The 19217-nt window shown below is 60.8% G+C and carries 20 protein-coding genes; 11 read left to right on the forward strand and 9 right to left on the reverse strand.

The window, feature by feature from the left end; all coding sequences use genetic code 11:
• The first annotated feature begins 3 nt into the window (after window positions 1–3).
• Entirely contained in the window at window positions 4–816 is an 813-nt protein-coding gene (locus GH665_RS25035; RefSeq protein ID WP_153139912.1) for a hypothetical protein, read from the forward strand.
• Window positions 817–945: 129 nt separating this feature from the next.
• Window positions 946–1194, forward strand: a complete 249-nt coding sequence (locus GH665_RS25040; RefSeq protein WP_153139914.1) for a hypothetical protein — start codon at window positions 946–948, stop codon at window positions 1192–1194.
• Window positions 1195–1465: 271 nt separating this feature from the next.
• Here the strand turns inward: GH665_RS25040 and GH665_RS25045 are convergent, their stop codons facing one another.
• The 4 genes from GH665_RS25045 to GH665_RS25060 form a co-directional block, all read right to left on the reverse strand.
• Window positions 1466–1783, reverse strand: a complete 318-nt coding sequence (locus GH665_RS25045) for a DUF4148 domain-containing protein (RefSeq protein ID WP_153139916.1) — start codon at window positions 1781–1783, stop codon at window positions 1466–1468.
• A gap of 182 nt (window positions 1784–1965) precedes the next feature.
• Complete coding sequence (locus tag GH665_RS25050) at window positions 1966–2829, reverse strand: ABC transporter permease (protein WP_153139918.1); 864 nt, start codon at window positions 2827–2829, stop codon at window positions 1966–1968.
• Window positions 2830–2845: 16 nt separating this feature from the next.
• Window positions 2846–3640, reverse strand: coding sequence for an ABC transporter ATP-binding protein (locus tag GH665_RS25055; protein ID WP_028195040.1), 795 nt, complete (start codon window positions 3638–3640; stop codon window positions 2846–2848).
• Window positions 3641–3721: 81 nt separating this feature from the next.
• Window positions 3722–4741, reverse strand: a complete 1020-nt coding sequence (locus GH665_RS25060; protein ID WP_153139920.1) for an ABC transporter substrate-binding protein — start codon at window positions 4739–4741, stop codon at window positions 3722–3724.
• Between the two features lie 283 nt (window positions 4742–5024).
• Between GH665_RS25060 and GH665_RS25065 the strand changes: the two genes are divergently transcribed.
• From GH665_RS25065 to GH665_RS25095, 7 genes are all read left to right on the forward strand, one after another.
• The gene (locus tag GH665_RS25065; RefSeq protein WP_027800938.1) at window positions 5025–5702 is read left to right on the forward strand and encodes a response regulator; all 678 of its coding nucleotides are present in this window, start codon (window positions 5025–5027) and stop codon (window positions 5700–5702) included.
• Window positions 5692–7086, forward strand: coding sequence for a sensor histidine kinase (locus GH665_RS25070; RefSeq protein WP_153139922.1), 1395 nt, complete (start codon window positions 5692–5694; stop codon window positions 7084–7086). The genes GH665_RS25065 and GH665_RS25070 overlap by 11 nt, the downstream gene beginning before the upstream one ends.
• A gap of 176 nt (window positions 7087–7262) precedes the next feature.
• Complete coding sequence (locus tag GH665_RS25075; protein WP_153139924.1) at window positions 7263–8645, forward strand: sensor histidine kinase; 1383 nt, start codon at window positions 7263–7265, stop codon at window positions 8643–8645.
• A gap of 32 nt (window positions 8646–8677) precedes the next feature.
• On the forward strand, window positions 8678–9376 hold the full coding sequence (locus tag GH665_RS25080) for a response regulator (RefSeq protein WP_153139927.1): 699 nt from the start codon (window positions 8678–8680) through the stop codon (window positions 9374–9376).
• Window positions 9377–9564: 188 nt separating this feature from the next.
• Window positions 9565–10692 (forward strand): porin, encoded by a 1128-nt coding sequence (locus GH665_RS25085; RefSeq protein ID WP_153139929.1) that lies wholly within the window; start codon window positions 9565–9567, stop codon window positions 10690–10692.
• 261 nt (window positions 10693–10953) lie between these two features.
• Window positions 10954–11709, forward strand: a complete 756-nt coding sequence (locus GH665_RS25090; protein WP_153139931.1) for a COG4705 family protein — start codon at window positions 10954–10956, stop codon at window positions 11707–11709.
• 131 nt (window positions 11710–11840) lie between these two features.
• Window positions 11841–12212 (forward strand): histidine kinase, encoded by a 372-nt coding sequence (locus tag GH665_RS25095; RefSeq protein ID WP_425496069.1) that lies wholly within the window; start codon window positions 11841–11843, stop codon window positions 12210–12212.
• Between the two features lie 95 nt (window positions 12213–12307).
• Here GH665_RS25095 and GH665_RS25100 read toward each other — a convergent pair whose 3' ends face one another.
• The gene (locus GH665_RS25100) at window positions 12308–12586 is read right to left on the reverse strand and encodes a transposase (protein ID WP_153139936.1); all 279 of its coding nucleotides are present in this window, start codon (window positions 12584–12586) and stop codon (window positions 12308–12310) included.
• A 434-nt stretch (window positions 12587–13020) separates the two neighbouring features.
• On the opposite strand from GH665_RS25100, the gene GH665_RS25105 reads away from it, so the two are divergent.
• Window positions 13021–13899 (forward strand): EAL domain-containing protein, encoded by an 879-nt coding sequence (locus tag GH665_RS25105; protein WP_153139938.1) that lies wholly within the window; start codon window positions 13021–13023, stop codon window positions 13897–13899.
• Between the two features lie 205 nt (window positions 13900–14104).
• Here GH665_RS25105 and GH665_RS25110 read toward each other — a convergent pair whose 3' ends face one another.
• Complete coding sequence (locus tag GH665_RS25110; protein ID WP_153139940.1) at window positions 14105–15373, reverse strand: isoprenylcysteine carboxylmethyltransferase family protein; 1269 nt, start codon at window positions 15371–15373, stop codon at window positions 14105–14107.
• A 112-nt stretch (window positions 15374–15485) separates the two neighbouring features.
• The gene (locus tag GH665_RS39565; protein WP_343038764.1) at window positions 15486–16724 is read right to left on the reverse strand and encodes a collagen-like triple helix repeat-containing protein; all 1239 of its coding nucleotides are present in this window, start codon (window positions 16722–16724) and stop codon (window positions 15486–15488) included.
• Window positions 16725–16749: 25 nt separating this feature from the next.
• Here GH665_RS39565 and GH665_RS39570 point away from each other — a divergent pair, with 25 nt between their 5' ends.
• The gene (locus tag GH665_RS39570) at window positions 16750–17415 is read left to right on the forward strand and encodes a hypothetical protein (protein WP_343038765.1); all 666 of its coding nucleotides are present in this window, start codon (window positions 16750–16752) and stop codon (window positions 17413–17415) included.
• A gap of 332 nt (window positions 17416–17747) precedes the next feature.
• Here the strand turns inward: GH665_RS39570 and GH665_RS25120 are convergent, their stop codons facing one another.
• Together GH665_RS25120 and GH665_RS25125 are read right to left on the reverse strand one after the other, a co-directional pair.
• A complete protein-coding gene (locus GH665_RS25120) occupies window positions 17748–18908 on the reverse strand; it encodes an iron-containing alcohol dehydrogenase (protein ID WP_153142292.1) in 1161 nt (386 codons plus the stop codon).
• On the reverse strand, window positions 18908–19216 hold the full coding sequence (locus GH665_RS25125) for a putative quinol monooxygenase (RefSeq protein ID WP_153139944.1): 309 nt from the start codon (window positions 19214–19216) through the stop codon (window positions 18908–18910). Before GH665_RS25125 ends, GH665_RS25120 begins: the two co-directional genes overlap by 1 nt.
• Between the last annotated feature and the right edge of the window lies 1 nt (window position 19217).

Genomic DNA, 19217 nt, shown 5'->3' on the forward strand with positions numbered 1-19217 from the left:
CTCATGTCATCTCGCCGTCAATTTCTGATCTCGGCATCGGCCGCCGCACTGCCGGTCGTGGCCGCTACGCTTGCCACGAGCAGCAACGCTCAGGCATCCGCCGCAGTCGTTTCCGATGCTGAACTTCAACGTCAAATGCTCGGCAAGCTCAACGTCGAGTTGAACGACGCAGCGATCGCGAACACTGAAATGCCCTATCTGCAGGACATCTTCTTTAACTGGAATATGCCGTCGATTCCCGCTGCCCAGATCGGTGCAATCGTTGCGTACAGCTTTGGTGACCGGCCCGCTGCCGCAAGCGGCGCGAGTTCCGCCAGTGGGAGCAGTCAGGCGCAATTGCCGCAGCCCGGTCCGATCAACGAAGAGATCGCGGATGCCGTGCACCAGTTGTATCAGTTGAAACCGGTGATGGTGTATGCGCAATGGGAAGTGGCCAGCGTGCTCGCGTCGAAGTACCAGATGAACGGCTCGAATCTTCAATCGGTCAAGCCGCCCACTGTCGCGAGCAATGGCGCGATCAGCTATCCGGCGCTCGACGACGTAGCGGCTGCGATCATTGCGCTCCAGCCGGCTGCGGCGCTCGGCACGGTGGCGGTGGTCACGCACCGCGATCAGGCGAAGCGCGCGATTCAGACCTCGCGTGCACGCGGCATGAACGCTTACGCGGCTCAGGGTGTGTCATTGCCGATCGACTACGATGCACAGGCATCACAACCGGCGAATCGCCGCCGCGATCTCTATCTGTTGAACGACATGACGAACCAGTTCGCTACATTGCGAGCGAATCTGATTGCCCAGCAATATCCTAACGGATAGCGCCGCATAGCGGCTTCACGCGAAAATCCGCGTCACTTAATCTGCATCATTGAATCGCTGCCAATCGGGAAACCCCTAGCATCCTGAGTCGATGGTTCGCGTTAGTCTCTTCAAAAGAGGAGACGATCCATGAGACAAGCGTTCAATATTGCTGTGGTGTTGTTGCTTGGCTATCTGATGGCGGATAGGGCGCTGATGCGCGCGCAAGCCGGTGAAATGGGGACAATAACGTGCCACCAGGGCGCGGAACTGGTTAAGGCGAATGCATTGAAGAAGGGCTTCGGTAACGTCGGGGCCAGCAGCCAGGGTGAAAATTTCCTGTCGAGCTGTCTCGTCACGGGGCGTGGCGAAGTAGACGGTCTGATCGCCCGCGAATAACGCCGGTAGTCAGGTACTGCTACGGCGTCGCAATCCATGCGGAAATAGAAAAAGCGCCCAGACCACGGAGGTCCAGGCGAAGTCATCGGGAGCCCGATGACGGAGGTATCGAATACAGAACTGGCCCGCGACCGGGGATGCCCGGTCGCGGGCCAGTTCATTTGAATCAGTGCGCGCGGCTGTTTTGCGCGCCTGGCAGCCGAGAGGGCAAGCAGCAAAGCCTCTGTGGCGGGTTCCGCCGGACTGCCTGGTTACCGGCTCGGGTATCGGCTTAGTTGCCGAAGTAGATCGACTTCGGACCGTTTGCCGGAACCGCATGACCGGACTGCGACGAGCCGCTCACCACACCGCCGAAACTGCTTTGCGCGGCTTGTGCGGTACCGTTCTGCGTGGCGACACGGGCTTGTGCAGCCTGAATGTCAGCCGGGTAGTACGGGTCGGCACGGCCCGGCTGGTAGCCGGCCTTTTCGAGTTGAATCAGTTCTGCACGCACCTGGGCGCGGGTCACGGGCTGGTTGGACTGCGCAAACGAGGCGACAGGAGCGGCCAGCACAGCGGCGATAACAACAGCTTGAATGAGCGATTTCATGATGAACTACCTCCAGTTCGGTCTTTATCTTGCTACGAGCGGTGTTGTTCGTAGTCAGTGATTGCATTGTAGTTTTGCGATCTGGCCGGAGTAATAGTCAATTCAGGTAAGGTTTGTTGCGAAATTTGATATAAAAAGGGGCGCCAATGGCGCCCCTTTTTTCATGCAGCCTGACGGTCAACTCAAACCGCTGCGGGCCGCCACTTCAACAGCCGGTGTTCGAGTGCCGTCAACAGATAGTCCGCAGCCAGTGCGACCACGGCCAGCACGATCATTGCCGCGAACACGCCGCTTGCGTTGAACGCGCCTTGTGCTGTGGAGATCAGCAGGCCGATGCCTTGCTTCGAGCCGAGGAACTCGCCGACCACCGCACCGACCAGCGCAAAACCGAAGCTCACATGCAAGCTGGCGAGAATCCAGCTCAGCGCCGACGGAATCACCACCGAGGTCGTCACCTGACGGCGTGATGCACCCAGAATCTGCGCATTCGCGATCATGTAGCGGTCTGCTTCGCGCACACCTTGAAACGCGTTGGCGAACACGACGAAGAACACCATCACCACCGCCAGCGCCACCTTCGAAGCCATGCCAAGACCGAGCGCAATCACGAACACTGAGCCGAGCACCACACGCGGAATCGAGTTGGCGATCTTGATGTAGAGGCTGAACACGTCGGAGAGCAGCTTGTTGCGGCCGAGCACGATGCCGCAGAACACACCCGCCACCGAACCGATAATGAAGCCGAGCCCGGTTTCTTCAAGCGTGACCCACACTTGCGTCAGGAGCGGACCTTGCGACGTGCCGTTCACGAACCAGTCGACGATCTGATCGAAAATCGCGCTGGGCATCGAGAAGAAGAACGGATCGATCCACTTCAGGCGCGCGGACAACTCCCACCCGCCGAGCACAACCACCAGCACGACAATGCGCAGCGTAATCACCAGCGCCTGGCGCTGCCGGATGCGTTTTTGCGCGACACGCTCGACCTGGGCGAGTGTCACGGGATCGATGCCCGAAGGCATCATATGTTGAGGGGTCGTAGACATGTTTGCCGTTCCTTGATTAACCGATCTGCACTTCTTCGCGCAGGTCATGCCAGATGTCGCGCGAGATTTCGATGAAACGCGGTTCGTAGCGAATCTCCGACGTGACGCGCGGACGCGGCAGATCGATTTCGTACACTTTCTTCAGCGTGGCCGGGCGGGCCGTCAGCACGAATACGCGGTCGGCAAGCGCAATCGCTTCTTCCAGATCGTGCGTGACGAACACCACCGAACCGGCGCCGCCCCACAGTTGCAGCAGTTCGTCCTGCATCAGCGTGCGCGTCTGCATGTCGAGCGCCGAGAAGGGCTCGTCCATCAGCAGGATTTCCGGCTTGTTGATGAAGGTTTGCGCGAGCGCCACGCGCTTTCTCATGCCGCCCGACAGTTGATGCGGATAGTGCTTGCCGAACTTGTCGAGGCCCACGCGGCGCAGCCATTCGTTGGCTTCGTCGTACGCGGCGGATTTCGAGCGGCCGCGATACAGCGGGCCGGCCGCCACGTTGTCGAGCACCGAGCGCCACGGGAACACGGCGTCCGCCTGAAACACGAAACCGATGCGCGGATCGATACCGTCCACCGGCGCGCCCATCACCCGTACTTCGCCGGTGGTCGGCTTCAGCAAGCCGGTGATCATGCTGAGTGTGGTCGACTTGCCGCAACCCGTCGGCCCGACCACCGCGACGAATTCGCCGCGCGCCACCGACATGCTGAAGTCGCGCAACGCGACGGTTGCCTTGCCGTCCGGAGAGATGAAACGGCACGATACGTTGCGCATTTCGATGGCGGGTGTATCGCGTGACATGGGTTGATTCATCGGCTGATGCCTCGCAGTTCTCTTGATGTTGAATGGGCGTGATGTCGAGGACGTTGCTTCGGGCGCATTACGTCGAGTGCATTACTTCGCTGCGGTCTTGACCGGTGCCGACACGTAATCGTTGGTGTAGGTCTTGGCGAGATCGATGTGCTTGCCCTTCACCGAAGGATTGAACGCCGACAGCACCTTGAGGACCGTGTCCGGGCCGTCGGCGGGCATCTTGCCGTCCTTCGTGAACATCGGCAGCGACGCCTTCAACGCGCCGACATACAGGTCCTTGTTATTGCCGTAGTAGTCCTTCGGCATCTTCGCGGCGATCTCTTCCGCGCTATGCGTCGCGATGAAGTTCAGTGTCTTCGCGAATGCGTGCGCGAGTTTCGCGGCGTCGTCCTTGTGCGATTCGGCCCACGCGCGCTGCACATAGAAGCTCGAAGCCGGATACGTGCCGCCGAGCGCGGCACGCGTGCCTTCCAGCGTGCGCATATCGACCAGCACCTTGGCGTCGCCGGTCTTCAGCAACTGCGAGACGGTCGGCTCCGTGGTCATGCCCGCGTCGATACGGTTCTGCTTGATGGCGGCGATAAAGCTGTTGTCCGCGCCGACCGGCAGCAGCGTGTATTGCGTGGACGGCACGCCCGCGCGTTGCGCGAGGTATTGCGTGAGGAAGCTGGTGGACGAACCGAGGCCGGTCACACCCAGTGTCTTGCCCTTTGAGTCGGCCATGCTTTTGAACGTCTCGGCAGCCTTGGTGGAGACCATTTCCACTTCACCCGGCACCTGACCGAAAATCACCAGCGCCTGGACTTCCTTGCCCTTGCTCTGCAAGTCGATGGTGTGATCGTAGAAGCCCACCACGCCTTGCACAGCGCCAGCCAGCAGTTCGTTTTCAGCATCCACGCCGGCCGGTTGCGAGAGAATTTCGACGTCGAGTCCTTCGTCCTTGAAGTAGCCGAGTTGCTCCGTGAGCTTGGCGGGCAGATAGATGATCTTGGTGGCGCCGCCGACCATGATCGTCAGCTTCTCGGCGTGAGCCGCGGCCGAAGCGGCGGCAAGGGTGAACGCAACACCTGACACAGCGGCAATCTGGCGCAAGGTACGCATGAAGCAGTCTCCTTAGGTTTGGTCGCCGCTATCTGCGGATGCGGCGCTTTCTGGATGAATGACGGGGATTATAAAAATCGGAAACCTTCTGGCAGCTTTCGGGGCTGGGGGCAAATTATGGGTGTTAACCCGAGAATTCACATCATCCGCTCCGCCACCCCCTGGCAAACCCCATAACGTAGGCCACGAATTACGCAAGCTGCGCGCAACGCCCTTGTTTTACGGCACAATCGGCGTCCTGACTTTTGCCGCGCATTGAGTGACCCAATTCGCCGTTCCCGCCATGAAGCTGCTGCTTATCGAAGACAACCCGACGCTTGCGCACTGGCTCGCGAAAATGCTGGAGCAGGAAGCGTTCGCGCTCGACGCGGTGCAGGACGGCGACGCCGCCGATCGCCTGCTGCGCACCAACCACTACGACGTGATCCTGCTCGATCTGAATCTGCCGAAGCTGTCGGGCAAGAACGTGCTGCGCCGGCTGCGCCAGCGCGGTGACGCCACACCGGTGCTGATCCTGACCGCAAGCGGATCGATCGACGAAAAAGTGGAACTGCTCGGCGCCGGCGCGGACGACTACCTGGTCAAGCCTTTCGAAGTGCGCGAACTGATTGCGCGGATCAAGGTGGCGATCCGGCGTCAGTCGCCGTCGAAAGCCAGTGAGGTTGTCTGTGGCGATCTTTCGTTCGACATCGACACGCGCCAGTTCACGTTGAAGGGTGCACCGCTGAATGTCACGCCACGCGAGCGCTCGGTGCTCGAAACGCTGATCCTGCGTCTGGGCAAGACGGTGACCAAACCGGCGCTGGTCGATGCGATTTTCACGCTGGCGGACGAGCCGAGCGAGGACGCGGTCGAAATCTACATCTCGCGGCTGCGCAAGAAACTCGACGGCAGTTCGGCCGCGATCGTCACGTTGCGTGGGCTCGGTTATCTGCTGCGCAAGAAAGAAGATGACCAATAGCCTGCGCATGCGTCTGCTGTGGTGGCTGCTGGTGCCGCTCGCGCTGTACGTGTTCGTCACCGGCAAGGCAGAGTACGACAACGCGCGCCGTACGGCGGATCTGGTGCAGGACAACCAACTGATCTCGTCGGCGCGAATGATTGCCGGGGAAGTGGAATGGGTGGACGGTTTTCTGCGCGTAGATGTGCCGCCGGCCGCGCTTGAAGTATTCGTGTCGCCGTATCGCGATCAGGTGTTCTACAGCGTGCGGGTCGACAATGGCCGTTTGCTGGCCGGCACGCCGGATTTTCCGCAACACGCGGCGCTCCCGTCCGACCAGGCCGATCACTACGATGCCGAGTTTCATGGCCAGCCCGTGCGCGCAGTCGGACTCGTGCGCCTGATGTACGACAACGGCGCGACGCACCGGGTGCGGGTGACGGTAGGCAAGACGGTGCGCTCGCGTGACGCGATGGCGCAGCAATTGTGGCAGCCGCAACTCGTTCGGCAGATCGAAATGATTGTGCTGGCGGTCGCGCTGGTCTGCATCGGCCTCACCTTCGAATTGCGGCCGCTGATGAAAGTGAAGGAGGACGTCGCCGACCGTGACCCCATGCAGCTTGAGCCGATTCGCGTCGAGCGCCTGCATACCGAGTTGCGGCCCATCGTCGAAGCGATCAATCAATGTATCGCGCGGCTCGGCGTACAGGTTGCCGCGCAACGGCGTTTTATCGCCGACGCCGCGCACCAGTTGCGCACGCCGCTCACGCTGCTTGGCACACAATTGCAGTTCGCGCGCCAGCAGGACGGTCTGAATCCCGCGCTCGACGAAGCGCTCGCCGCGATGCATCGCAGCAACCGTTCAATGGTCGGGCTGACCAACAAGCTGCTGTTGCTTGCCCAGGCCGAGGCCGCCGACAATCGGCAACTGGCCGTGGAAACGGTGGATCTGGTGGCGCTGGCAATGGAAGTGGCGGAGGACCTGGCGCTGCTCGCCCAGGCCCGCGACATCGATCTGGGCGCCGAACTGAACGGCCCCGCGCCGGTGGCCGGGCATCGCGGCCTGCTTCAGGCGCTGATCGCCAATCTTGCGGAGAACGCGATCCGTTATACCGGCAGTGGCGGCCACGTGACGGTGGCGGTCAGCGCGCATACCGATCGGGTCACCGTGTCGGTGTTGGACGACGGCCCTGGCATTCCCGCCGAGTCGCGCAGCCGCGTATTTGAACCGTTTTTCCGGGCATCGACGGATACGGAAGGAACGGGGTTGGGCCTCGCCATCGTGCGCGAAATTGCGGATGCGCATCACGCGGAGATCGCGCTCAAACCAGGCGAAGGCGGCAAAGGCGTACACGTGAGCGTGTCGTTTCCGCGCGCGGCGGCCGAAGGGCGTCAGCCCGCATAAACCAGCCGCTTCAGATTGGCGAATCTGGAACGAGTCGGGACAAACCCGCAATCGGTGCCAGAAACGCGTGTGCGAAAGCTTCGGGAAGGATTCGCGCGCCTAGAATTTTTTGCAGTCGATCTATTAAACGTCCACCGAGAGGTGCGCCGGTTTCCAGGAAAGAGGAACGACGAATCGTGTTTTCAGGCAGTTTGCGCGGACGTTTGTTGTGGTGGCTCCTGCTGCCGCTGGCGGCGTTCGTTTCCATTTCCGGCCTGATTTCGTACCGTAACGCGCAGACCACGGCCGATCTGGTTCAGGACAACGCGCTGCTATCGTCGATGCGTATCATTGGCGAGGACATCGATTGGGATAACGGCAGCGTTTCGATCCAGGTTCCGCCTGCCGCGCTCGAGTTGTTCGAGTCGCCGGAGCAGGACAGTGTGTTCTATCGTGTCGAAGCGAGCGGCCACCGCCTGCTGGCCGGCAGCCCCGAGTTGCCGGTGCCGCGCGGCGCGGGCGATGTCCCGATGCTCTACTACACCCATCTCGACGATGGCCGGCCCGTACGCGCGGCTGTTTATGTGCGGCAGTTATACGACTCCGGCCGCACGGAGGAAGTCATCGTCGCGGTCGCGAAGACGGAGGGCTCGCGCGACGCCATGCTGTGGCGTCTGCTGCGGCCGCAACTGTTCGGTGAGGTGCTCACGCTGGTGCTCGCCATGGTGTTCGTCTACCTTGGGCTGACCTTCGAGCTGCGGCCGTTGATGAAGGTGAAAGACGACGTCGCCGATCGCAACGCGTCGCAACTCGAACCGATACGCGTGGTGCGCCTGCATGTCGAATTAAGGCCTATCGTCGACGCGATCAACCAGTGCATCGCGCGCATGGGCCAGCAGGCCGCAACCCAGCGGCAATTCATCTCCGACGCCGCGCATCAGTTGCGCACGCCGCTCGCGCTGCTGGTCGCGCAGATCCAGTTCGCGCGGCAACGTGAAAATCGGGACGCGCCGCTCAGCGAAGCGCTGGCCGGCATGCATAAAAGCAGCCACAAGCTGACCACCCTGACCAACAAACTGTTGCTACTCGCTCAGGCCGAGTCTGCCGCGCCGCCCAATACGCGCGAACGGGTCGATCTGAGCGCGTTGATCGCGGGCGTGCTGGAGGAGTTGATTGCGTTCGCGCAGTCGCGTGAAATCGACCTGGGCGCCGAACTGGAAGACAGTTTGTACGTAACGGGCGACGAGGCGTTGACCGCGGCGCTCGTGACCAATCTTGTCGACAACGCGCTGCGCTATACGCAAACCGGTGGCCGCGTCACCGTGCATGCCCAGCGCAGCAACGACAGGGCGATTGTGCGTGTGATCGACAATGGGCCGGGAATCAAGGCTGAAGCGAGGGCGCGCGTGTTCGAACGCTTCTATCGCGCGTCGAGTCATGCAGACGGAACCGGCCTCGGCTTGCCGATCGTGCGCGAGATCGCTCACCGGCAGGGCGGTGCCGTGACGCTCGAACCCGGAGAGGGCGGTGTTGGCCTGGTCGCCACCGTCGAGATGCGACTATGGTCGGCGGCGGTTTGATACTCGATACGCCGGTATATCAGGGGAGACTCATGAAACTGCTGCTCGTTGAAGACGACGCCGACCTCGCGCGTTGGGTGATGAACCTTATGCAGGTCGAGCATTTCGCGATCGACTGGGCGCAGGACGGCGAGCGGGCCGAGACGCTGCTCGGCCTGCAATGCTACGACGCGGTGCTGCTCGATCTGCGGCTGCCGGGCATGAGTGGCAAGGACGTACTGGCGCGCCTGCGCCGCAAACGCGACAACGTGCCGGTGCTCATGCTCACCGCTAACGGTTCGACCGACGACAAGGTGGCCTGCTTCTCGGTCGGCGCGGACGATTACGTCGTCAAACCCTTCGACGCGCGCGAACTGGTCGCACGCATCAAGGCGCTGATCCGTCGCCAGGCGGCCGGCGACAAGGGGCAGTCGATCGACTGCGGCGATCTGCGTTATCTGTTCGACTCCCGTGAATTCGTGCTGCAGAACGAGCCTTTGCCGTTGCGGCGGCGCGAGCATGCGATCCTCGAAACGCTGATGCTGAAGCAGGGCAAGACAGTCTCGAAGTCCACCTTGATCGACAAGGTCTTCGCGCTCGACGACGAACCCAGCGCCGATGCCATCGATATCTACATCCACCGCTTGCGCAAGCATCTTGCCGGCTCCAGTGCAAAGATCATGACCTTGCGAGGATTGGGTTACATCCTGCGCGAAGAAGTGCCGCGCGAATCATTTGCCGAGACGTTATAACGCCAGCGTGAGTATTTCGTAGTATTGAGCAGGTTAATCGATTCATTTAAATATCGTTGTATGTAGTGTTTTCACCGACGTTTCCCGTGCTTCTGCGAAAGAGGCGTGAAGGGTTGGTCTGACTATCCTTTGTTCTGCTACGCAAATGGATATCAGATCAATTCAACGCAGCAGGATCGGAGGAGACGATGGTAAAAAAGAGCAGCTTGTTGCTGGTGGCGAGCACGGGTGTCCTGGCGGTGGGCAGCGCTCACGCGCAATCGAACGTACAGCTTTACGGCCTGATGGATCTGAGTGCAGTGTCTTATCAGACCAACGCGAATGCTGATGGCAAACACGTGGTTTCAATGGGTATCAACGGTGAACCGTGGTTCAGCGGCAGCCGGTTCGGCATGAAGGGCGCGGAAGATCTGGGTGGTGGTCTGAAGGCGATCTTCAGATTGGAAGCGGAGTACCGCGTGAGCGACGGCGCCATGGAGGACCCAGGCCAGATCTTCGATCGCGACGCATGGGTCGGCGTGGAAAGCGACACCATCGGTAAGTTCACCGCGGGGTTCCAGAACACGATTGCACGCGATGCGTCCGCGATCTATGGCGACCCGTACACCAGCGGGAAGTTGAATACGGAAGAAGGCGGTTGGACCAATACCAACAATTTCAAGCAACTGATCTTCTACGCGGGCAGCGCAACCGGCACCCGTTACGAGAACGGTCTTGTCTGGAAGAAGCTGTGGAACAACGGCATTTTCACGTCAGCGGGCTATGCGTTCGGCAACAAGACGAGTTTCGGCAACAACGCTACGTATTCCGTTGCACTCGGCTATAACGGCGGCCCGTTCAATGTGTCTTCGTTCTACAACCACGTGAACAATAACGGCTTCACCAACAAGGCGTACTCGGTGGGTGGAAATTACGCGTACAGCATCTTCCGCGTGAATGCCGGCTATTTTCACTACACCGGCGATCAGGGTGCGCTGGGCCAACGCCGTGACAATGCGTGGACGGTGTCGTTCAAACTGGCGCCGAAGGGGCCACTCGACTACGAACTCGGCTACCAGCAAATGCACACGTCGAATGCCGCGTTCGACACCAGCGGCAGTATCGCCAATGCCAACCTGAGTTTTGATCCGGATACCGGCACCGGCAGCGGTTATAAGGAAACCCTGTACGCCTCGATGTTCTATCACTTGTCCAAGCGCACCGAGCTTTACGTGGCCGGCGACTACATGAAGCTGCACCGCGGCTATGTGGTGGCGACGACGTACGGGGCGAAGAACCAGTTGGAGTTGACAACGGGTATTCGTACGCGTTTTTAAATATTCCATAACGATCGATTCAAGGTCTGAAGAGGCGGCGCGCAGTTAGCGGCGGCGCCTCTTCAGACCCTTTCCTGCTTTCCGTTTCCCGTTTGCATTCCCGTGATTGCGCCGGCGTCACGGATAAGGTTTCCATAAGGTTCGCCATTGCACTATTCGCCGCATGGGTAAGCGCCAACGCGCCTGCTCGCAGCGTCGAATTAAATGCTGACCAATGGGAGAGCCAGCTTGCTAGAGACCGCGAATGATCGTGTTGCCGGGATGCGCAACAAAGTGCCCGAGGCAACGCTTGTCTTCTGGGCGATCAAGATCATGGCGACCACAGTGGGCGAAACCGGCGCGGACTATCTTGCCGTGCATGTGGGGCTCGGTACCGCGTTCACTGGCGCATTGATGCTGACGTTGCTGATTGCCGCGTTGGTCATGCAGCTTCGCATGCGCAAGTACATACCGTGGATTTACTGGCTGACCGTGGTGCTGGTCAGCGTGGTCGGTACGCAGATTACCGATGCACTGACCGACAAGCTCGGTGTCAGTCTTTACGCGAGCACGATCGCGTTTTCTCTTACGCTGGCCGTGGTGTTCGCGCTCTGGTATCGCAGTGAACGGACGTTGTCGATTCACACGATCTACACGACGCGGCGTGAGCTTTTCTACTGGGCTGCTGTGTTGGTCACGTTCGCGCTGGGCACTGCGGCGGGCGATCTCGCGACAGAAGCCCTGGGACTCGGCTTCCTGTTCGGTGTTGTGGTATTCGGCGCGTTGATCGCTTCGGTGAGCGTTATCTATTACGTCGGCGGGAATCCCGTGCTGACTTTCTGGCTTGCCTATATTTTGACGCGGCCCCTGGGCGCCTCGTTCGGCGACCTGCTTTCGCAGTCGCGCGCCTACGGCGGCATCGGCCTCGGCACGATCAATACGAGCGTTCTATTCCTCAGTGCCATTGTCGTGCTGGTGATTTTCGCGACTGCAATCGAACAGCGGTCCGTGCGAGTTGTCCCGGCACGCGAGCCTTGAACGAGCGCTGCTCAATAAGCCGTGCACGTCGCTCATTTTCAATCGTCTATCGAAACAACCGGATCATACGGAAAAGGACAATCATGAATCAACGCACGCTCAACAAAGCTGTCGTCGCTTCTTTCATCGCTATGTCCGCCATCAGCTTCGGGCACGGCGACGGGGGCGGGATCGGCTTCGCGTCAACGGAAGCGGCAGAGGCCGTCAAGGTGTCGAAGCTTGGCGATCTGTCGCCGTTTCGCAAGATCGCCGCCGACACGGCAATACTCGTGGACAAGGGCGATCTCGCGGGCGGCAAGGCGCGCATCAAGGATCTGGAACTGGCATGGGACGACGCCGAGCCTTCGCTGAAGCCTCGTGCCGCAGCCGACTGGCATATCGTCGACAAAGCCATCGACCGTGCACTGAGCGCGTTGCGCGCCAGCGCGCCAAACGCAGCGCAATGCAAACAGTCGCTCGCCGATCTGATGGCGGTGATGGATCGAATGAATGGCAAGGCCTGACCTGCTGAAGGGCGCCGGCGCTCATAGAAGCGAATCGCGAGACAGCGAATCGCTTCAGAATCGATGCGGGGTGCCAGGCAATGCTTGACGCTAATTCAGCAGGTCGACAACGCCGAATCGCACAACGGAAGGCGTTCATTCACCTGATCTAGAACGCCCGTTTTCTTCCAGGTCATATACCGAAGATAACAAGTTTGCTGTGGCGGAAAAGTCGCGGGAAGCCTGTGCCATTTTTCTTTCGTTTGCTGCACCCAGAGTATCGCGTTGAGGATCTCGCGATCGCTGCGACGAGGGCGCCCGCGCCCGGACGCGGCCGTGGGAAAGAGATTCTGAACGCGCGCCCAATCGGCGTCGGTGAGGGGGATCTGAAGCATCGGCCGCCTTGAAAGACTGTATGAGGAATGCGCAGTCGTTGCATGCTGCGTTGGTGCCGATACTAGTAAATCTTTTTTTATCGGTCAAATTTTATTGGTGCAGTGCGAAAGTCTAAATTTTACCGATCGTTAATAGCGTCCTGTTCGTCATGCAGGACACAATTTCCGGATGTGAAGAGACGCGCTTGCGGTAATCCCAACATGCGACGCACTGCGCGACAGGCCGTAACGTCGAGGCGGAACGCTACGTAACACACGCATCCATACAAACGTTCGGCAATGAAAATCATGCCTCGGCAGATACGATCCTTATCGCCGTAAACCATTGTTCCGTGGGGCTTATCGGTGATGGTCGCGGTTGGATCGCTGAGTGAGCGCAACACTTGGCACGACATGTGCATACGTTGGCGAGGTTAAAAAATTGCGCCTCCGCCATGCTAACGCTCGACTATGAAAAACCCGTATCGCTCGCAACGTCGTTCGGCACGCGTAACGCTTGCGTTGAGCAGACCGATTGGGACGACGCGCACGACGATCCTGTGACGCTAAGTGAACTCGAAAGCCGTGTCCGCCAAGGTTTGCGCGCGGGCGAATTTCATCTCGTGTTTCAAGGCGCTTATCGCGTGGCAAGCGGAGCGCTGACGCGCCTCGAAGCGCAGGTGCGATGGACTCACCCGGACTACGGGCTGCTGCTTCCCGGCATTTTCATGATGCCGCTCGAGCATCCGCAAGTCGCGCGGGAGATGGCCTTGTTCGTCATCGACGGCGTGTGCCGTGAACTGCGCGATTGTCTCTCCGCGAAGATGGCGCTGCTGCCGGTTGCAATCACGGTGCCGGCACAGGTGGCCGTGACCGAATCGTTTGCCGACGACTTCTCACGTATCGCACGCTCGTATGGCGTGCCGGCCAATCTGCTTGAAATCGAAGCGCCCGATAGTGCCGACGCGGCACGTCTGCTGTCTTTGCGTACCCTGACGGCCGGACTTCGATCGGCGGGAGCCGGCATCTCGCTAGGCAAGTGGGGCGGCGGCGCGTCTTCGCTCGCGCTGCTTGGTGCACTCGACGTAGACACGGTCGCGATTGCGCCTGAACTGATGGCCATGGTCCCGCGTGATCCGCGCGCCTGCGTGGTGATATCGGCGTTACTGGATCTGCTCCATGCGCTCGATGTGCAGGTCGTGGTGAGCGGTGTCGAGACCAAAGCACAGTTGCAATGGTTGAGCGCCTGGCCGCAGGCGTTGGCGCAAGGCTTCCTGTTTGCACGTCCGAAGGCTGGGCTGGCCGATATGCTGGCGCTCAGCCGCGAATCCTGAGCACGACCCAGAACGTTACGTAACGTTCTGGTTGCAACGCAGCAGAGGGGTATCTGCCGCTCCCGGAAAATCGGTGGCGGGCGTTATCCTCCGAGTGCACCGGCAGTCGCGTGCCGCCGGTAAAAAGTGCAGCCGACATTCTTGTTCTTATGAAAAATGGTGCGATGCAAAAAATGTGCACCGGCGTGTTTGTAGAATAAACATCTTATTTAAACACGCGCCCGACTCTGGCAAACAGGCCATTCTTCTCGATCCATTCTGCGTAAGCCCGATAGTCAGGGTCGTTCATCAAATGCCGTTCCTCGGTTTTGGCACGCATGAAATACAGCAGATTCACGGCCGTCAGCGCGACGCAGTGCGTGAACGCGACTTGCCAGCCCAACGGTTCGACGAATGGCACAGAGACCAGCCAGAACGAGAGATTCTTTGTAATGTAGGCGGGATGCTTTGTGAAGCGATAAGGACCCGAGGTGATGATGCCGCGATTGGTCAGGTTCGAGAATCGCAAGCCGAACGCGACAGTGGAAAGCGCGTAGCAGAACACGAGGGCGATGATTGCGCTGCCCCAGATGAATCGGATAATGGGTACGGAGATCAGCCAGTTGTCCCAGAACATCGTGCCCTGGTAGTGAATGTACTGGCTCGAGATCAGGGACCAGAACGGCTGATAACAGACTAGGGCAACCAGCCAGCCGAGCGTGGTGGGTTCCGCGCTGCGCACGTGGGTATCGAGAATGCGCAGTGTGCACAGATAGCCTACTGTGCCGAACATCAAGTCCATCGTGAAGGACAGGTCATACATGAACCTGAACGACGCGAGAGAAAACGGCGCGTTCATGGCGGTCGCGAGCGACGCGCCGATATGGTCCGCATCGGTGGAAAGATAGGTGATCATCAGCGGCAGGAAGAACGCTTTCACCATCCATCCCGCCAGCATTTCACGCACGGGTTTCCAGTTGCCCGGGCGCTGTCCGAGAAACACCAGACGTCCCCACAACATATAAGCATCGTCGACTTCGCGCTGGCGCCTGTCCATCCACGCAAAGTAAAACGGCGCGGCCACCATCAGATACGGTGCGAGCGTACTGATCAGAGACCAGAAGGGTTTGTAGAACGTGCCGTGATACTCGGGCAACAGCCAGTAGAGCAGGCCGATGCCGACATATACCGAGGCCAGCGCGGCAAGACGCAAAGCCACGCGCGCAATACTGAGCGGCCGGAGCGCCTGGCCCGCAAGCCCCGCGCTTGGGCGTAGATACGCGCGCGCGACAAACAGTTCGTATAGCGCGATGGTTGCGATGATCGCGAGACATGCGGCAGTGCTGCGCGCCGCGCCGTCCAGCGCGGTATTGTCGCGCAGCAGCCAGAGCGTCAGCAGGCCGATCGTGATGCCAAGCAAGCCTACGGAAAACGGCGTTGCCGAACGCGGGCGCTGCTCTTCTACGTGCGCTACGTTACCCAGAGTGGAGTTCATGTCATCCTCGTATTCATGACATAGGGAGCGACCGGGCTTTTGATTTTTTAAGTCCCGGCCGCTGTGCCGAATTGCCGCTTAATGCTGATTAATGCTGCTTACTTATTGCGGTTTATTTAGCGGGGGCGGCGCCGCCAAGCAATCCGGTGACAAGGTTCGTCACCGGCGCCAGCAGATTTCCGCTGCCCGTCGAGCCGCTACCCGTACTACCCGTGCCACCGGTCAGGCCGCTCACGATGCCCGTGACCGGCGCAAGCGGCGTGGTCTTGCCGGATGCGCCGCTCAGTGTCGAAGTCAGCGTCGTGACGAGGCCGGTGACGGGCGCGAGCGGCGAGCTTTGGCCCGCAGCACCGCTTAGCGTCGACGTCAGCGTCGACACGAGGCCGGTGATCGGTGCGAGCGGACCGCCGGAACTCGAAGAGCCGCCAAGCGAACCGAGGTTGCCGAGCAGACCGGTGACCGGTGCAAGCGGGCCGCCTGCGCCGGAGGTGCCGCCAGGCGAGCTCAAGCCGCCGAGGAGTCCGGTGATCGGCGCGAGCGGGTTGCCGGTGCTTCCGGTTCCGCCCAGCGAACCGAGGTTGCCGATCAGGCCGGTCAGTGGCGGGATGCCGATGCCACTACCGGAGCCGCTCGATCCGCCCAGCCCGCCCAGTCCACCAAGCGGGCCCAGCAGGCCGGCGATCGGCGCCAACGGATTGGTCGTCGCGCCCGTTAGCAGTCCACCCGTGCTGGTGACCGTCTTGCCCAACTGGCTCACGATGCCGCCGACGTCTTTACCCACCTGATCGCCGGTCGCGCCCGACACTTTCTTGCCGGCCGAATCGAGTCCGTTGCCGATGGTGCTCAGCAAGCCGTTGAGCGGTGCGCCGAGGCCCGTGGCGTTGCCGATTGTTTGTGTCGTATTCGAGACCACCAGCGTGATCGGGTTGATGACCGTGCTCAGTTGGGTCTCGACCTGTTGAACCGGCCCGCTGGTCAGCGCCGAATTCAAACCAGCGCCAACTTTGACGACACCCTCACCCACACCGCCGACAACCGCACCCAAGGTCGACGTGACGGGCGCGAGCGGTGCGAGCGGCCCAGTTCCGAGACTCGTCACCACACCGCCGACCGCAGTAACGGCTGCGCCTGTATTGCTGACGAGACCCGACGCGGAGGTCAGAGTCGGTCCAAGCGGATTGGTCGAGCTGCCCAGTGTGCCGAGACCCGCGGCCGTGCCGTTGCCGAGCACCTTGACGCCGTTGCCGAGATCGGTGATTGCAGCGCCGAGATTCGAAGTCGTTGCGCCGTTGACGCCGGGGATCGAGGTACCGGTGATCTTGGAACCCGTATCGGCGACGGTGGTGCCCACGGCCGTGATGAGATTGCCGCCCTGGGTGACGACGTTGCCGATGGGGGTGGAGGAGGCGCCGGAGGTACCGGAGCTGGTGCCCGAGCTGGTACCGGAGCTGGTGCCTGAGCTGGTACCGGAGCTGGTGCCTGAGCTGGTACCGGAGCTGGTGCCCGAGCTGGTACCGGAGCTGGTGCCTGAGCTGGTACCGGAGCTGGTGCCCGAGCTGGTACCTGAGCTGGTACCGGAGCTGGTGCCCGAGCTGGTACCGGAGCTGGTGCCCGAGCTGGTACCGGAGCTGGTACCGGAGCTGGTGCCTGAGCTCGTACCGGAGCTGGTACCGGAGCTGGTACCGGAGCTGGTGCCCGAGCTGGTACCGGAGCTGGTACCGGAGCTGGTGCCTGAGCTCGTACCGGAGCTGGTACCGGAGCTGGTACCTGAACTGCTGGTGCCCGAGCTGCTGGTGCCTGAACTGCTGGTACCCGAGCTGCTGGTGCCTGAACTGCTCGTGCCCGAACTGCTCGTGCCCGAACTGCTCGTGCCGGAGCTACTGCCGCCCGAGCTGGAACCCGAAGTGCCACCGGAGCTGGCACCTGAAGAGCCGCCCGAGCTGCCGCCCGAACTACCTCCCGAACTCGACCCCGAAGTGCCTCCCAGTCCACCGCCGCCAAGGCCACTGCCGGGGTTGGTAATGGTCGATCCACAACCGTAGAGCGCGAGTAATGTTGATGTCGCAACAGCGATAACTGTCCGACCGGCGAATTTTTGCATGATGTCCCCGTTGAACGACTATTGATGGGGTTATCACTGCAAATTGCACGCCAAATACGAGTTATCGCGTTATTTCAACGATTTATAAAATATATAGTTGAGAAAGTTTAAATTTGAAGAATTTATCGCGTCGAAAACCCGTTCTCAACTAAAACGCATCGGCCGTGTTCCGCGCCCATGCTACGTAACGTGTCCCGTCGGCGTAACGGCGCTGAGCTGCCATCAAACACCATGCATGGCGACTCCCGCTCTCACTCACGCTCAGCTCGTCGATTAAAACGCAGCGGTATAAATTGCCAGCGCATCGGCCTCGGTAACAGGCCGGGGATTATTCACCAGAAGCCGCGTTTGCAACATCGCGTCGCTCGCCATCCGCTCGAGCCCGCTTCGTTCAATGCCGACGTCGCGCAATCGGGCCGGAATCGCGGTTGCGGCAATCATCTGTTCGAGCCGTTCGATCAACGCCAACGTCTTGCTCTCCGCGCTGCCCGTCAGACCCGGCGCGATCACGTCCGCGAGTTCCGCGTACAGATGCGCCGCTGCCTGGGCGTTGAAGCGCAGCACGTGTGGCAGCACGAGCGCATTCGAAAGACCGTGCGGGACGTGATAAATGCCACCGATCGGATACGCGAGCGCATGCACGGCGGCCACCGGCGAATTGGCGAAAGCCTGCCCGGCGAACGCCGCGCCGAGCAACATCGCTTCGCGGGCCGCGCGATTCTGACCGTTCTCGCAGGCAGGCAACAGATTGCGCGACAGCAGTTCAAGCGCCTTCACCGCCAGCATGTCGGACACCGGGTTCTTCAAATGCGCGGACGTGTAGGCCTCGATCGCGTGAACCATCGCGTCGACGCCGGTTGCCGCCGTTGCTGCAACCGGCAGCCCGAGCGTGAGTTCCGCGTCGAGAATGGCCAGATCGGCGACCAGTTGCGGCGCGACCACGCCCATCTTTTTCGCCTCGCCCACCGTTACGATCGACACGGCCGTGACTTCGGAGCCGGTGCCCGCGGTGGTCGGCATCTGCACGAGCGGCAAGCGCGATACCGTGACCTTGTTCACGCCGTACATCTCGCTGAGTGCCTGCTCCTGCTGCGGAGCCAGCACGGCGATCAGCTTCGCCACGTCCATCGACGAACCGCCGCCGAGTCCCAGCACGATTTCCGCACCGGCCTCGCGTGCGAACGACGTCGCCTCGAGCACGATATGCTCGGGCGGATCGGCGATCACATCGTCGATCACGGTGGTGTTCCAGCCGTGCGCCGCGAGATCGGCGAGAGCCGGATTCAGCAGCCCGCTCTTGTGAAGAAAACCGTCCGTCACCACGCACAGGCGTGTGAGTGACGGAAATTGCGCACGCAACAGAGCGCCGAGACGGCGCGCCGCGCCGAATTCGACGACCATGGCCGGCACGGTTTGAAACCGGAATGCGTTCATCATGCTGCGTCTCCAGGCACCATATGGCTCGTGACTTCACGCCGCTCGAGCAGCGGAATGATCGTGCCGAAGCCGAGCCGTTGGAAGTGCGGTGTATCGCGATGCACGCTGAGGCCGTCGGCGTCGCTGTACTGTTCCAGAATCACGAAGTGATCGGAATCGGCCGGCGAGCGGAAGAATTCGTAGTAGAGGTTCTTGGGCTCCATGCGGGTCGCCGCCGCGAGTTCCGTAAGGGGCTGCACAATTGCGTCGCCGTTGCCGGGTTTGGCGAAATAATGCGCGATCACCTGCAGGTAAGCATTTGCCATC

Source organism: Paraburkholderia agricolaris, from assembly GCF_009455635.1.
Classification (GTDB): Bacteria; Pseudomonadota; Gammaproteobacteria; order Burkholderiales; family Burkholderiaceae; genus Paraburkholderia; species Paraburkholderia agricolaris.